This window comes from Paraburkholderia sediminicola, from assembly GCF_046027355.1.
GTDB lineage: Bacteria > Pseudomonadota > Gammaproteobacteria > Burkholderiales > Burkholderiaceae > Paraburkholderia > Paraburkholderia sediminicola_B.
Map to the genome: position 1 here is coordinate 31,127 of NZ_JAQQEK010000009.1, position 14,954 is coordinate 46,080.

The following is a 14,954-nucleotide window of genomic DNA, read 5'->3' on the forward strand; positions in this document are numbered from 1 at the left end:
GGTTGTATTCCGCTCGTATTCCCTATTTGTTCACATTGACCGAAGGAACGGCATGATCAATCCGCACCTAAGCCTGCATACCGTGTTTGCCGCGGCGCTTCTCGCATTCGCCAGCCATGCAGTGGCGCAGTCCACGCCTGCCCCGGCAGAAGGGACGTCGTTCTCCAGCGCCTCTACCGTAGCCACCACGAAGGCGTCGAAAGCTGCGAACAGAAAGCTTGCCCATCGCGTTGCGACCGCGCTCGGAAGAACCCGCGGACTGAACCCGGCCCGCATTCTCGTCAAGGTTCGCGACGGGCATGTCACGCTAAACGGTTCGGTAACTGATAACGAGCAAGTCTCGTTGGCTACTGATGCCGCAAGGCAAGTCGATGGCGTCAAGACGGTGGAGAATTTCGTCCGCGTGGCCGGGCCGTCGCTTTAGTGGCTTTGAGAAACCGCGTGTCGCGCTGCGTGAGCATCGTTGCTGTCGCGAAGGAGACAACGGCAACGATGAACCTGCAACGCGGTTCACAAAAGGGAACATGTATGGACTTCAGCACACTTTCGGCGGCTTCGACAATCCGCCGTTAGAGGAAGCGCTGTGTTTTTCGACGCGCATGATAGCAGCGATGCTGATGCTCGAGCCGACCTTCGAAGCTGACCTTGCATCACAGCAATAGGCCTGCCGCCAGGGTGGCCTTACCAACCTCGCCGTGTTCCTCCACCGCAAGCACGCAATCAAGATTGCGCGTCTCCATGGGCATTCCTGTCGGCTATGGCTTTATAACGAATGCGGCATTGTGGGGGCAACGTGCATCTTACAGACTAACGCCAGCCCTGAAAAAGGAGACACGGAGCGCGTGTTCTTTGTTTTCGGCGCCGTGCCGAGCGTTTTTGCGCCGACAAAGTAGCGGTTATTCATCGCGACGGCGAGTTGAACCTTGCTTGCAAATGCACGACTCGGCTTGGGCCTTCTAAAAGGCGATCGGATTTCGCTTCGCCTCTTTTCGGGAGCAGCGTCATTCCCGTGTCACGGATCAAAGATAATATAACCATATAAGGAACGATGTTCCGTAGATGGAACTAATGGTGTCCGCGACATGTCGCGCAACAACAACCAAACGCGCAAGACTTGCCTTCACGGGAGCGTTGTCCTGCGCTTTCGATAATCACAATCTGCTATGCGTTGTGCCCGAAGGCCAGTGCCATAACGGGGAAAAAAGATGCGAAATTCAACTTTGGTGCGCGCAATTCTTGGCGCGATTCTTACCGTTTTGGTCGGGATAATCGTCACCGCGTGCGGCTCGTCGTCGTCGCTCAATGTGAGCGGGCAGCAGCAGATCCGGCACGTCTTTGTCATCACGCTCGAAAACGAAAACTACGCGACCACCTTCGGCGCGAACAGCAAGGCGCCGTATCTGTCGCAGACGCTGGCATCGCAAGGCGCGATGGTGCAGCAGTACTACGGCACGGGGCACGTGAGCCTCGACAACTACATCTCGATGATCAGCGGGCAGGCGCCGACGCCGGAAACGGACAACGACTGCATCACCTACCAGGACTACAAGCTCACCGGTACGACGTCAGACGGTCAGGCGATCGGCTCGGGTTGCGTGTATCCGGCCAGCATCAAGACGCTGCCGGACCAGCTGAAGGCCGCTGGCTACACCTGGAAGGGCTATGAAGGCGACATGGGCAACGACCCGACGCGCGAAGCCGCCACCTGCGGCCACCCGACGCTCAACACGACCGACCTGACCCAGTCGGCCGAAGCACCGAGCGCGGCCGTGCCGCTGGGTGATCAGTACGCGACGCGTCACAACCCGTTCATGTACTTCCACTCGATCGTCGATTCGCCGGACTGCGGCCAGAACGTCGTGAACCTGAACAGGTTGACGACCGATCTGCAATCGATCTCGACCACCGCCAACTTCAACCTGATTACGCCGAACCTGTGCGACGACGGTCACGATGCGCCGTGCGTGAACGGTCAGCCGGGCGGACTGACGAGCGCGAACACGTTCCTCCAGAAGTGGGTGCCGCTTATCACCGCCTCGCCGGCGTTCCAGAAGGACGGTCTGTTGATCATCAACTTCGATGAAAGCAGTTATGCGACGGTGACGCAGTCGGCATCCAGCGAGGATCTGATCTTCTCCGGCGCGACCTGCTGCAGCCAGCAGCCGGGTCCGAATCTGCCGGCGTTCCCGCAGACGTCGTCGCTGACGTATAAGGGCTTGACGATCAACCTGACCAAGCAGAGCTTCGGCGGCGATCAGACCGGCGCGGTGATGATCTCGAAGTTCATCAAACCGGGCACGGTGTCGACGGTGCAGTACAACCACTACTCGATGCTCAAGAGCATTGAAGACATCTTTCAACTGGATCATCTGGGCTACGCGGGGCAGGCCGGTCTGGTCGGGTTCGGCAACGATATCTTCACGAACCTGTAAGCGACTCGATGCTGTCTTTTGCAACGCGATTCACCGTGCGCACTGCCGCGCGATTGGCGGCGCTGGCTGCTCTGGCCGGTGCCGGATTGCTGCCGTTGGTGGCAACGGCAGCATCTGCGCCGGTGCCGACTGACGCGAAGTCCGTCTACAGCGACGCCGCGGCGCTCGGCAAGCTGATGTTCTTCGATGCGTCGCTGTCGGCGTCGGGGAAGATGTCCTGCGCGAGCTGTCATAGCCCGTCGCACGCGTATGGGCCGCCCAACGGGCTGGCCGCGCAACTGGGTGGGCCCGACATGCGCTCGCAAGGCGCGCGCGCCGTGCCGAGCCTGCGCTACGTGCTGAACCGCACGCCCATGTGGAGTCATGCGCAGGCGGCCAGCCTGTCCGAGCGCCTGAGCGAGACGGACAACGCGCCGGTGGGCGGCTTCGGTTGGGACGGGCGCTTCAACCGTCTGCACGATCAGGCGAGTTTCCCGCTGTTCAATGCGGACGAGATGGCCAACAAGGACCCGGCGGCGGTGTTGGCGAAACTGGAGCATGCGCCGTATGCCGCGCGCTTCAAGGAAGTGTTCGGTCAGAACATTTTCGCCGACCCCACCAAGGCGTTCGCGCAGGCGATGTATGCCATCGAGCGCTTCGAACTCGAAGACCCGAGCTTTCATCCGTACACCAGCAAGTTCGACTACTACCTCGACGGCAAATTGCAACTAACTGATCAGGAGTTGAGAGGCAAAAAACTGTTCGACAATCCGACGGGGGGCAATTGCGCCTCCTGCCATATCGATCAATCGGGCGTCGACGGTTCTCATCCGCTTTTCACCGACTTCAACTTTCAGGCGCTCGGCGTGCCGCGTAATCCGGAGTTGCGTGCGAACGCGGACCCGAAGTACTTCGATATGGGTTTATGTGGTCCGTTACGCACGGATCAGTCGAGCGACAGGAGCAACTGCGGACTCTTCAGGTCGGTGTCGCTGCGTAACACGGCGACGCGGCACGTGTTCTTCCACAACGGCCGCTTCCACACGCTGAAGGACGCGCTGCGTTTTTACGTTCAACGCGATACGAATCCTGCGAAGTGGTATCCGAAAGACGCGCACGGCAAGGTCGATAAATTCAACGACCTGCCGGTCGCGCTACGCGTGAACGTCGACACAACCGATGAGCCGCTCACGCGCAAAACGGGCGAGCGCCCCGTGTGGTCCGAACAGGATATCGACGACGTCGCTGCTTTCCTCGCGACGCTGAACGACGATTACGTGTCGACCGGGAGAAAAGCCCCGTGAGGAATGCTGCGGTTTCATGGGATCCTGGGGTGCGCCAACAACCTCTCACCGCCTTAGGCTATCCATCACGCGGACGTCGGAAGGGGGCGCGGAACACGTCAGTTTAGAGCCGATTGAGAATGCCGATGCGTCCGCTCAACCATTTGTTTTGTTTTATATTATGTAATCCTATATATTAAATTAATAATTTGAATATTCGCAAATGCCGGTGCGATAAAGTCTCCGCGCTACGCGGCTTTAATGCCATTTAAATGTCCGTCGACGTCGTTGCGGCGTCACTGTTGGCGCGTAATGTGGCGCATATTGAAAACTCAACTAAACAGAAAGTAAAACTTATGACAACTCGTCGGAACTTTCTTATCTCCGCCTCGGGAGCGGCAACATCATCGCTCCTGACGGCGACGCTGAGCGCGTGTGGTGGAGGCGGTATTTCACCAGCAACGCCAATCTCTGATGCAGAACTCAACACCCAGATGATCGGAAAATTGACTTCAGAGCTGAACGATGCGTCGACTGCCAACGTTATTCAACCCTACCTGATGGACGTTGGCTTCACCTGGGACCTTCCTCAAGTTCCTGTGGCAGAGATCAATTCCATTGTCGCCTACAGCTTTGGCAATCGTCCTAACGCGGCAAGCGGGAATACTTCAAGCACTGGCGCAAACCAGGCCGCACTTCCGGATCCTGGACCTATCAATGAAGAACTCGCAGATGCGGTACACCAGATATACCAGTTGAAGCCGGTCAAGGTATTTGCACAATGGGAAATTGCGCGTTTTCTCGTGTCCAAATACCAGATGAACAATACCAACCTGCACTCAATTGAGCCGATCATCGCGAGCGATGGCACGATTAGCTACCTGAGCACAGCGGGCGCAGCATCCGCGATGGTCGCCATTGAGGGCACTGCTGCAGCGATGGGAACGGTGGCCGTCGTTGGGCATCGTGACCATGCGAAACGCTGCATAGAGACCTCTGTGGCCGTCGGCATGAATGCATTCGCGGTCCAGGAGGTCACACTGCCTGTCAACTACGACCTACAGTCAGGACAACCATGGACGCGTAACCGTGAGCTTTACCTCGTTCACGACATGCTCGCCCAGATCGCCACAAAAGCCGCAACGCTCACCGCTCAGGCTTATCCTCACGGCTAATTCGCATCGACCCTCCTCAAAGTGTCCAATCAAATCATGTCCACACGCCGCAAGTTTCTCCTGTCCACATCAGCAGCCGCAACGCTGCCCGCCGTGGCCGCAGCTCTGAGCGTCAGCCGGAACGCCATTGCCTCTGATCCCTCTGTTTCCAACGCCGAACTCGCTCGTCAGATGACCGGCAAACTCGACGTGGAACTGAACGACCCGACGACCGCCAGTGTCGAGGTTCCTCGCCTGCTGGATATCTTTCTTACTTGGGACCTGCCATTAATTCCGGCAGCCCAGGTTAGCACCATCGTCGCGTATAGTTTTGGCGACCGTCCCAACGCGGCAAATGACAGTACCTCCGGTAGCGGGACAGCCCAGTCCACGCTGCCTGCGCCCGGCCCTATCAATGAAGAAATCGCGGACGCGGTGTACAAGCTCTACCAACTGAAGCCTGTGATGGTATTCGCGCAATGGGAAGTAGCGAGCGTACTGACATCCAAATATCAGATGAACAGTTCGAACCTTCAATCGGTTCTTCCTCCAGTGGTTGCAAGCAATGGTACGGTCAGTTATCCCGTCGTTTCCAATGTGGCGGCTGCCATTATCGCGCTTAAAGGCACTGCTGCAGCCTTGGGTAAAGTGGCTATCGTCACCCATCGGGATCAGGCGAAGAGCGCTATTCAAGCCTCCAGTGCACTCGGCATGAATGCGTACGCCGCGCAGGAGATCACGCTGCCCGTTGACTACGATTCCCAGGCTTCGCAGCCCACGAACCGTCGTCGAGATATCTACCTGCTTAGCGATATGACCAATCAGTTCGCGACTTTGCGTGCGAATTTGATTGCACAGGAATACCCAAACGGCTAACGGCTAGTGTTCCGAATCTGCTGATTCACGCACAAAGTCTGTGTAGCTGTTCGAGGATGGAATCAGTGGGAACGGTCCGCGGCGCTGGTGCAAATAGCGAAGGTGACTCGATTAAAGTGTCAGACTGACCGAGTTGAGAGCTGAAGGCGAGCAAGCTCGAGCACATGGAGGATTTTTTCGCAGGACGTCACTTTGAGCACAATGCGATCATTCTTTGCGTGCGCGGGTGCCATGCCGGGTCCTTGTCGAGTTCGCCTCACCAGCCGGTCGAGTCTCCGATATTTGCTGCAGATGCACGAGGCCCAGATCGGTGTCGCCCCGGAAACGCATCACGTCCGGAGATTGCGCGCCCTGGACGGCTCCGCGAAACTACTGGCCGCCGTATCCGCTGATTTCCTTACGGACCACGAGTCTGCTACTCACCGACTCCACACCGGCCACGCTCTTTGCGACGGCGATCGCGAGGTCAATCTGCGGCGCATCGGGCACGCTGCCGCTAAGCAAAACGGCACCGCTACTAGCACGGACCTTGACGTTGCTAAAACTAAGTCCCTGACTTTTTGCCTTCCTCAACGCATGGCGAACATCTTTGGCAAGTTGCCGGTTCGCCGCCCGGACCTCTTTTGCGCTTCGCGCAGTGCTCGATGCAACTGCTGCCGGACCACTTGCGCTTGTCGACTGCGCGTTTGCACTGAGGCAAACGAGTACGACGAGCGCACCACCTGTCAGTTTGACTAATTGAACGAGTTTCATCCATTTTCTCCGCTTGCTGAATTTGAAGTAAACATACCCGGTTCGTGCGAATAAGCGTGGTCGGCATTGGCATGAACCTTTGAGGCACGTTGGCCATTGCCTCTTTTGCCCGATGGGATTGACCCGCACTACTATCCTGCGGCAGTGCGGTCAATCAGTGACACGTTCCTCGAACATCGCGAGGGCGATCAGACTAACCAGTCCACATGCGCCCATATACCAGACCGGCGCATAAGGGTTCTTTGTCACGCTTATCAACCACGTCACGGTGAATGGAGCAAACCCGCCGAACAGCGTTACGCCCAGGCTATAGATGATGCCCAGAGAGCGGCCGCGGATTTCGCGCGGAAAGCCCTCCATCAAGAGAAGAAAACCGCCCGGGCTGGAAAGTACCTTAAGGACGATGATGATCGCCACGCCCGGCAGGATCGTGATCATCGTTGGTGCCCGAAGCATAAGTGCGAAGGCTGGATACAGTACCAGCAACCCCGCCACGCCCGCGACATAGAGAATCGGCTTGCGTCGTTCAAGCCTGTCGGTGAGCTTGCCGCATAGCGGTGATGCCGTCATCAGGATCAGGCCGGCAACCCCGCTGGGCAGGAATGCCGTTGCTGCGGACAGATGCACAACAGTCATCAGATACGACGGCAGGTAGAGAACCACAATGTACATCGAAGACGTACCGCCGAGCATCAGCAGCGTACCGAGGACGAGACGGCGCACGTCGTATCGCACTTTCTCTGAAACGAGACTATGAGTGGTGGACGGGGCGTGGTGCGTCTCGCTAAGGTTACGGCGAATATACAGGCCGACTGGGCCGATAATCAGTCCAAGCAGAAACGGCACACGCCATCCCCAGCTTTCGAGCGAGTCTGCGGATAGAGTATGGGTTAGCACGAAACCACACAATGCCCCCGCAAGTGCTGAGGCGCCCTGACTTGCCATCTGCCAGCTGACCAGATAACCACGCGTACCTGGAGCGGCTGACTCCATCAGGAACGTAGTTGAGACCCCGACCTCACCGCCCGCCGAGAAGCCCTGAAGCAGGCGGGCGCCCAGAATCAGAAACGGCGCGGCAAGTCCGATCTGCGCGTAGGTCGGCGTCAGGCCAATGATAGCGGTGCCAAGCGCCATCAATAGTATGGTTGGCGTCATCGCAGCCTTGCGGCCCCGACGATCGGCGTAGGCACCGAGCACGATTCCGCCAATCGGCCGTATCACAAACCCGACCCCAAAGGTTGCGAATGACAGGAGAAGCGAGCCATACCGGCCGTCAACCGGGAAAAAAAGTTTGCCAATGAGGGCGGCAAAAAAACTGTATACCGTGAAATCGAATATTTCGAGGGCATTGCCTAGCGCCGTTGCCACGATGACCCGCCGTTGCATGGCTGCACCGGCCGCGCCTACGGGTAGCGCTACGTACGGTAGTGCATCGGTAGAACAGGGAGTCTTCATATGAAACCTGGAGATCGCGCTGGAGCGGCGCCCATGTAGAGGGCGCTGACTCAGCGTGGGATTGTTGTGTTCGAGTTCAGAACTTGTGATACATGCCGAGAGATACGGTCAACGGTGTCGTACCCTGCTCAGGCGCTGCGGAGCCCGGTTGTGTGGGTAACGGCGTTCCGTTCAGGATGACGGATGAAATACCGTAGTTCCGGATCAAGCCCGCACGGGCATACAGTCCGGTGCGCTTTGACAGGTTGTAGTCGTAACCAAGCATCACACCCAGCGCCGAATCTTTTGCTGGTAGCCCTGCGTCGTCACGAACACCGGAGGCGTCGCGATAGACGAACGACGCTCGCAGGGCATGAGGCCCAAATGGCAGAATCCCTCCCAACATATACGAACGCGCAATACCGTTGCCCGCGAGATGCGGCGCCACCTGATCGAACGCGGCCGACAACACAAATGTGCCTACATCGTAGATGGCCGAAACGCCATATATGTCGTTACGCACGGTTTGCGTTCCGGACGCCGTTGCAACAGGCGTGCTCCACACCTGGTTATAAGCCGCCGCAAGATACAGAGAGGCGTTCGTCCATGAGGCTACAACACCTTCATTCAAAGCATACGGGGCGACGCCCTGTGTACCGTTGAATGCATACAGGAATGTGGCCCCCAGGCCTGCGACGCGAGGAGTCGTCCAGCTTACTGCATTGCTCTCGCGGACCAGCACCTGGCTCGACCCCGGCCCAAGGTCGGCGTTGTAGCCGATACCCTTTCTCGTCTGAACCGCGCCACCAGCGAGCCAGGTCACGACGGAGTTGGTGACGACCTCTCCATACGGGTCGGCCAACTCCGGGAGGTTTGCGCTCGGCTGACGTCCAACGCGCAGATCGCCCCATGTCGTCGAACTAAGGCCGACCCACGCCTCACGATCAAACAATGTCTGGCTCGTCTCCAGGCTTCCGTTGTTAAGCTCGAAGCCGCTTTCCAGGTTGAATACAGCCTTCAGACCGCCGCCCAGATCTTCCCGACCAAAAAAACCGAACTGCGATGTATGCACGCCACCACTCTGCATCTGCCAGAGCGATTTTCCCCCAACGCTCTGGTAATTGAGGCCCACGTCGACGACACCATAGAGCGAAATTCCATTGCTCAGGAGAGCGGTGTTGTACTGCGGTAACGTGGACAAGTTGGATTGGATAAACGAGTCTGCGTAAGCCGCGTGAGAGAACCATACGATCCCCGCAACACAGACGGTCTTTATATATTTCATCTCAGGTCTTTATTCTAGTAGGGAGTCGGCAGCTGACGTCAGGCGGTCAGATACTGTTCGACCAGGCGGGCCCAATAGCTGACGCCGACCGGCAACGCTTCATCGTTAAAGTCATAACCCGGGTTATGAATCATGCAGCTGCCATGGCCCTCCGCGCCATTGCCGAGTGCCACATAGCAGCCGGGTACTTTATCGAGCATCCATGAGAAGTCTTCGCTGCCCATTCTTCCAGGGGGTACCGGCAAGATGTTTTCAGCACCCACCACCGCTGTAATTGCCTCCCGGGCCAACGCGGTTTCTTTCGGCGTATTCACCAGGACGCCGGAGATCGCCTTGTAGTTGATTTCCGCATCGACACCCAGACTGCGAGCCTGGAACTCGACGATCTCACGCAGGCGTGATTCGATCAGCGTCTGAACGGCTCTGTTGAGGGTTCGTACCGTGACGAGGATTTTTGCCGTCGACGGCACGACGTTATGAGCGGTGCCAGCCTGGATTGCACCCACGGTTACGACTGCCGCGTCTGCCGTCGAGATGTTGCGCGAGACAATGGTCTGAAGCGCCATGACAATGCTTGCGGCTGCTACGACCGGGTCCCGCGCAAAGTGCGGCATGGCGCCGTGACTGCCCTTGCCCGTCAGCGTGATCGTTACCGAGTCTGACGAAGCCGCCACGGCCCCGCTTTGCACGACAAATTGCCCAACGGGCAATCCGGGCGCGTTATGGAGGGCGTATACCCCGTCGCAAGGAAACCGCTCGAACAGGCCGTCCGCGATCATCCGCAGCGCCCCGCCTAGACCCTCTTCAGCTGGTTGAAAAATAAGGTTCAAGGTGCCGCTGAACCGACGTGTACGCGCCAGGTAGTGGGCAGTCGCCAACAGAATCGCGGTATGACCATCATGACCGCATGCGTGCATCTTGCCGTGCACCTGACTGGCATAAGGTAGCCGGGTATTCTCGATGATCGGCAACGCGTCCATGTCAGCGCGGATGCCGATCCTGCGTGAGCCATCGCCGACCTTCAGTTGCCCGATCACGCCGGTACCGCCCACGCCTTCGGTTACGTCATATCCCCACTCCTGCAGCTTCTGCGCAACTAGCTGACTCGTTTCGGTCTCTTCGAAACCCAGTTCAGGACGGGAATGAATACGCTGACGCAATTCGACAAATTCCGCCATGTGCTCGCGGATATCAGGATGAATATCTACACTTCGGGACAACGCCAGCTCCTCAGACAGGTTTGCAATGTCGCGCTGAATCAGACACAGCGCGGATCGAAGGGCAGTCTAAGGCTGTGGATATGAACAAAAAAATGATAAGGTATTATGTCTATAACCAAGGGTTATAGAATTGTGTGAGAGACTTGCGGACATGAAACTCCATCAACTCCGTGCACTGGTGGCGGTCGCAGATCAGGGCAGCATCATCGGAGCATCGCGGGCGCTATTTGTCAGTCAACCGGCTATTACCAAAGCCATTCGCGAACTCGAGTCTGATATCGGCATTACGCTTCTTGCCCGCAGCGTGAGCGGCGTGACGCTGACGTCCACTGGAGCTTCTCTGTTACGACGTGCACGCCTGATCGTTGGCGAGTTCGCACGGGCCGAGGAGCAGATGGCGATGGAGCGCGGTGCGCTTGAAGGGACTGTCACGCTTGGCGTGACGCCGATAAGCGCGCTAACCCTGCTGCCGGGTGCTTATGAGCGGTTTCGGCAGGACATGCCACACATCAGGGTGCGTTTCCTGGAACAACCACCTTCGACGTTGCTCGATAGCCTGCGCCAAGGTACGCTCGACTTTGCGCTAGCCACGTCTTCAGAAGTCGTCTCTGATCCGTCTATCCAATGCGTCGAAATAGCGACGTTCCCGACGGCATTTGCAGTGCGGCAAAACGGTCTGCTGGCGGATGCAACATCATTGAAAGATCTGTGCGACGCCGAGTGGCTATATTCGGACACCACCAGTGCGTATCCAGCGTACCTCGCTGAATTGTTCGGACAGCACGGCTTGCCAGCGCCGCGCCGCATGACCCTCTGTACATCTCAAGCGCTTCTTTACAGCCTCGCGGCCACGGTTGATGCGGTCGTTGCGTGGTCGTCTCACGCGCTTGGCTCTGTCAATGTGCGCGGACAGTTCCGCAAGCTCGAATTCATACAAACATCGCGCGACTCGAAACTGCGACTTATGCAACGCGAAAGCGCGATCCTCACGCGCCCGTCTGAGTATTTCATTCGTTGCATCACGGACGCAGCGAATGCGTGAGGCCCCGCTGCGATGTTTACGGGGCGGCGGGAAATTGGCTACGGTGCGTTGGCCTGTGGCCATTCCGGTCGCGTCATAGGTGTACGACTATGAATGTTGCCCCGAAGGCGATACTGCCGTTGGCTTGCGCAATTTTGGTCCTGCTCGCGTCCAGTCGAATCGGGGCTTACAGAGGCATCGGGAACAAGTTTGCCTCAACAAGCTTTGCAGAAAATTGTTCCTCCGGCCGACGCTTTAGGCAATTTTGCAAGTTTGTCCACACCGCTCGCATGTGGCCGATCTGAATTCCGACGAAAGCGCTATCGTTTTGGGGTGCCCCGTGCAGTCGCGGTATCGCGCGACGCTTGTTTCACGTCTAAAGGCTAGAAACAACTTTCTGCAAGAAGCGGGAACGGTTTTATGCAAACCGACGTCGGTCTCTCAACTCCGCTGCAGACGGCGTGTTATTCCGCCGGCCGCGAATAAAGTTCGCCATATTCTCGTAGATCTGGGCGATCACATTAGCGGAACACGCGGCGGAATCCCCGGTCGACGCGAGGGCGCTTGTTGGCAAGCGCAAGGTTACTGAGGTCGCGATGCGCGCGTGGGTGGCCACGCCTTGCGCAATCGGTGATCGCGGCAAACAGCTTCATTGTCGCGACGAAGCCGCTGCCGAGCGACATCGGCGCAACGATTCTGCCGGGCGGCGAAGTGGCGTCCGATTCGCGGCGCCTGCTGCTGTACTTTCGCAAGGACGCGAACGGACGTTTGCTGATGGGCGGTCGCGGGCCATTTCGCGAACCTCGCAACGCAGCGGATTGGGCGCATCTCGAGCGTGCGGCCCAGTTGATGTTTCCACAGTTGAAGGGCACCGGGTACGAATTCCGCTGGGCGGGCCGCATCGCCATTACGCGTAACTTCTTGCCGCACATCCATGTGCCGGCGGAAGGCGTGACGATCGCGCTCGGTTACAACGGACGTGGCATCGCGATGGCGACGACGTTGGGCAAGCATCTGGCCGCGTTTATCGCTGGCACGGCGCGGGACTTGCCGCTTCCGCCGACTTCGATCGAGCCGGTACCGTTGCATGCATTGCAGCGGTTTTATATCAGCGCGGGGGTGGCCTGGTATGCGCTGCTCGACGCGCTTTCGTGAGCGCGCGTCGAAGGGAGCCCGACTTGCGTCGATGAATCGACTAGCTCCGCCGCCGCAGTTCGACGCGCAGGTTTCGCGGCACCATCGAAAACGCGAACACTTCCTCCACCTCGGGCGCATCCTTGACCTGCAACAGGTCGAAGTTGCGGCACAGCATGGCCACTGCCGATCTCACTTCCATCAAGGCGAGGCTGCGTCCCGGACATAGGCGTGGTCCCGAGCCGAACGGCATGAAGCCCGCTTGATGATGACTGGCAGCACTCGCGCCGGTGAGCCAGCGGTCCGGATCGAATCCGTCCGCCGCCGAGTCGCCTCCCTGCTGCAGTCCTGCCTCGCGCGTCAATAGTGACAGCACCGCGCCCTTCGGGATCGCAATGTCGCCCACTTGCACGTCGTAATTCGGCTCGACTGCAAGAACGGGCGTAACGGATTTGAGCCGCATGGACTCGCTGATTACCGCGTTCAGATAGAGGAGCGCGTCGCCCGCGTCGAAATCTTCGAGCATGGACGCGGATCCGATAACGGCATCGACTTCTTCCTGCATTTTGCGCTGGACGTCCGGTTGAGACGCCATGAAGTACACAACCCAGGCGATGGTGTTCGCCGTCGTGTCCTGTCCAGCCAACAGGATGGTGAACACATTGGCCAGCACTTCGTCGTCTGTCAGCGGCGCCTCGCCTTCCTGTTGCGCCATGAGCAGCGCCTCGAGCAGGTTCGTGGGCATCGTCTCCGCTTCCGAGCGCTGCGCGAGCCGCGCGCGGTTGGCGGCAATGAGTTCCTTCGTGAGCGACTGAACGGCAATCAACGCGCGATCCAGCGTCTTGTCGGCGGGTAGCTTGACGTAATGCCAATAGGGGAAGGGGGCATTGATCCGCCGGTTGATCATCGGGAACACGACTTCGAGATGCCGCTGGATGACGTCGCCCTCGCTTTCGATGGTGTCCATGTCATATCCGAACGCAAGATTGGTGGTGACGTCCACCGTGTATCGCATCAGGTCCTTCTGAATGTCGATGGATTGCTGGTCGCGAGCCGCTCTCTCCCAGCGTTGCAGCAATCGACGTGTCATCTCGCAGAGCAACGGGAAGAAGGCACGCAGATGCAGGGGATCCAATGCCTTCGCGACGAGTTGCCGTTGCCTTCGCCAGGCCTCGCCTTCCGCCGAGAAGACGCCGTTGATGCCTAACTCGCGCGCGACCGTTTCGATCACGTTCCACCGTCGATAAGCTCCGGGTCGATCGCGCAAGACTTGACTGATGAGAATCGGATCAGCGATCGCAACGAAAGGGCGGCCGATCATCCTGAACGTGTACACAGGGCCGAACTCCCGGGACCACTGCTCGAGCACGAGGTGCAGCTTCTCGGGTCGCAGCTGCAACGCATTGCCGAGAAACGGAGCTCGCTTTGGGCCAGGAAGCTGCGAAAGCGACCTCACGGAAGATCTGCGGCTTGGCGTTGTCTCCGCTGGGGCAGAGCGCTGCGCATTCCATGCGCGCACCTCATTGCGATCGACTTTCACTTCGCCGTCGTCGACGAATGCTTCGAAGTGCTTCAGATTCGAGCTACTCGGTCCTTGTTTGCAGCCTGACGAGCAACTGAACTGCCAACCGTGCGCCCGGCAAGTTAGCAGGCCATCTTTTACGGTTCCTTCGGATAGCAGAGTGCCTTGATGCGGGCAGCGGCCCTGAAAAATCGAAACGGCGTTGCCGTCCCGCAGAACGATCAAATCGATTCCGTCGATGCTCACCGCCTTGATGCTGTTGTCTTCGAGTTCGGTCGTGCGCGCAACCACCACCTTGTCTGGGGAGCCCGATCTCATTGCCTGAAGACTCACGTTCATCTTGTCGCTCCTTCGCGCCGGACAGGCATCGTTTCATCGACCGCACGAAGCCATGGGAGACGGTTCGGCGTCTTGTCGACGGCGAACGCTCTTACGTTGCAACGTGCAAGCAGGTTCTTGCGCAGCGTGAGGAAACGGGCGCATTCATGTAACTACGCACCGCATTTAATTGGCGTCGTGAGCGGGCATCAGGGCGGAAATCCTGTGCCAGGTTTGTGCGACAGATGAGTCGCGATCCAAGCTGTGTTCCCCGAGGTCCGAGGAGGGCGCTCACCAAACCATACTAGTCGTTTATCGAGGTGAGCCAAGCACTCTTTCTAGTGTCGTGCCGCCTTTTCATTTGGATGGCACTCTACCTGATGCAGGACCGTCGCGTGGGACGAGGGCGAGTAGTTTTCTTGCGTACTACGAAGTCTGCGAACGCATTGCGCGGCCCGGCACGATCGACGATTCGCGCGGCAAAGATGATTGGTGCGGCGCTGAAGTCCACCAGGCTGGGCTCGTCGGCACGGCGTAGATAGA

11 protein-coding genes and 1 pseudogene are annotated in these 14,954 nt (G+C 58.3%); 7 read left to right on the forward strand and 5 right to left on the reverse strand.

The features are described 5' to 3' along the window. Positions 1-52: 52 nt before the first annotated feature. From PQR42_RS17055 to PQR42_RS17075, 5 genes are all read left to right on the forward strand, one after another. Positions 53-424, forward strand: coding sequence for a BON domain-containing protein (locus PQR42_RS17055; RefSeq protein WP_408389832.1), 372 nt, complete (start codon positions 53-55; stop codon positions 422-424). A gap of 781 nt (positions 425-1,205) precedes the next feature. After that, a complete protein-coding gene (locus tag PQR42_RS17060) occupies positions 1,206-2,432 on the forward strand; it encodes an alkaline phosphatase family protein (protein ID WP_408389834.1) in 1,227 nt (408 codons plus the stop codon). An 8-nt stretch (positions 2,433-2,440) separates the two neighbouring features. After that, on the forward strand, positions 2,441-3,715 hold the full coding sequence (locus tag PQR42_RS17065) for a cytochrome-c peroxidase (RefSeq protein WP_408389836.1): 1,275 nt from the start codon (positions 2,441-2,443) through the stop codon (positions 3,713-3,715). A gap of 335 nt (positions 3,716-4,050) precedes the next feature. After that, complete coding sequence (locus tag PQR42_RS17070) at positions 4,051-4,869, forward strand: hypothetical protein (protein ID WP_408389903.1); 819 nt, start codon at positions 4,051-4,053, stop codon at positions 4,867-4,869. Positions 4,870-4,905: 36 nt separating this feature from the next. Then, positions 4,906-5,724 (forward strand): hypothetical protein, encoded by an 819-nt coding sequence (locus PQR42_RS17075; RefSeq protein ID WP_408389838.1) that lies wholly within the window; start codon positions 4,906-4,908, stop codon positions 5,722-5,724. Positions 5,725-6,093: 369 nt separating this feature from the next. Here the strand turns inward: PQR42_RS17075 and PQR42_RS17080 are convergent, their stop codons facing one another. The 4 genes from PQR42_RS17080 to PQR42_RS17095 form a co-directional block, all read right to left on the reverse strand. After that, positions 6,094-6,477, reverse strand: coding sequence for a BON domain-containing protein (locus tag PQR42_RS17080; RefSeq protein WP_408389840.1), 384 nt, complete (start codon positions 6,475-6,477; stop codon positions 6,094-6,096). 150 nt (positions 6,478-6,627) lie between these two features. Continuing rightward, entirely contained in the window at positions 6,628-7,863 is a 1,236-nt protein-coding gene (locus PQR42_RS17085) for an MFS transporter (protein ID WP_408389842.1), read from the reverse strand. A 145-nt stretch (positions 7,864-8,008) separates the two neighbouring features. Then, the gene (locus tag PQR42_RS17090; protein ID WP_408389844.1) at positions 8,009-9,196 is read right to left on the reverse strand and encodes a porin; all 1,188 of its coding nucleotides are present in this window, start codon (positions 9,194-9,196) and stop codon (positions 8,009-8,011) included. A 38-nt stretch (positions 9,197-9,234) separates the two neighbouring features. Continuing rightward, on the reverse strand, positions 9,235-10,374 hold the full coding sequence (locus PQR42_RS17095) for a M20 aminoacylase family protein (RefSeq protein WP_408389905.1): 1,140 nt from the start codon (positions 10,372-10,374) through the stop codon (positions 9,235-9,237). A 193-nt stretch (positions 10,375-10,567) separates the two neighbouring features. Here PQR42_RS17095 and PQR42_RS17100 point away from each other — a divergent pair, with 193 nt between their 5' ends. Next, positions 10,568-11,458, forward strand: coding sequence for a LysR substrate-binding domain-containing protein (locus PQR42_RS17100; protein ID WP_408389846.1), 891 nt, complete (start codon positions 10,568-10,570; stop codon positions 11,456-11,458). A 588-nt stretch (positions 11,459-12,046) separates the two neighbouring features. Continuing rightward, a pseudogene (locus tag PQR42_RS17105) lies at positions 12,047-12,592 on the forward strand (NAD(P)/FAD-dependent oxidoreductase); the annotation flags it as partial. Between the two features lie 40 nt (positions 12,593-12,632). Here the strand turns inward: PQR42_RS17105 and PQR42_RS17110 are convergent. Continuing rightward, entirely contained in the window at positions 12,633-14,432 is a 1,800-nt protein-coding gene (locus tag PQR42_RS17110) for a cytochrome P450 (RefSeq protein ID WP_408389848.1), read from the reverse strand. Positions 14,433-14,954 lie beyond the last annotated feature (522 nt).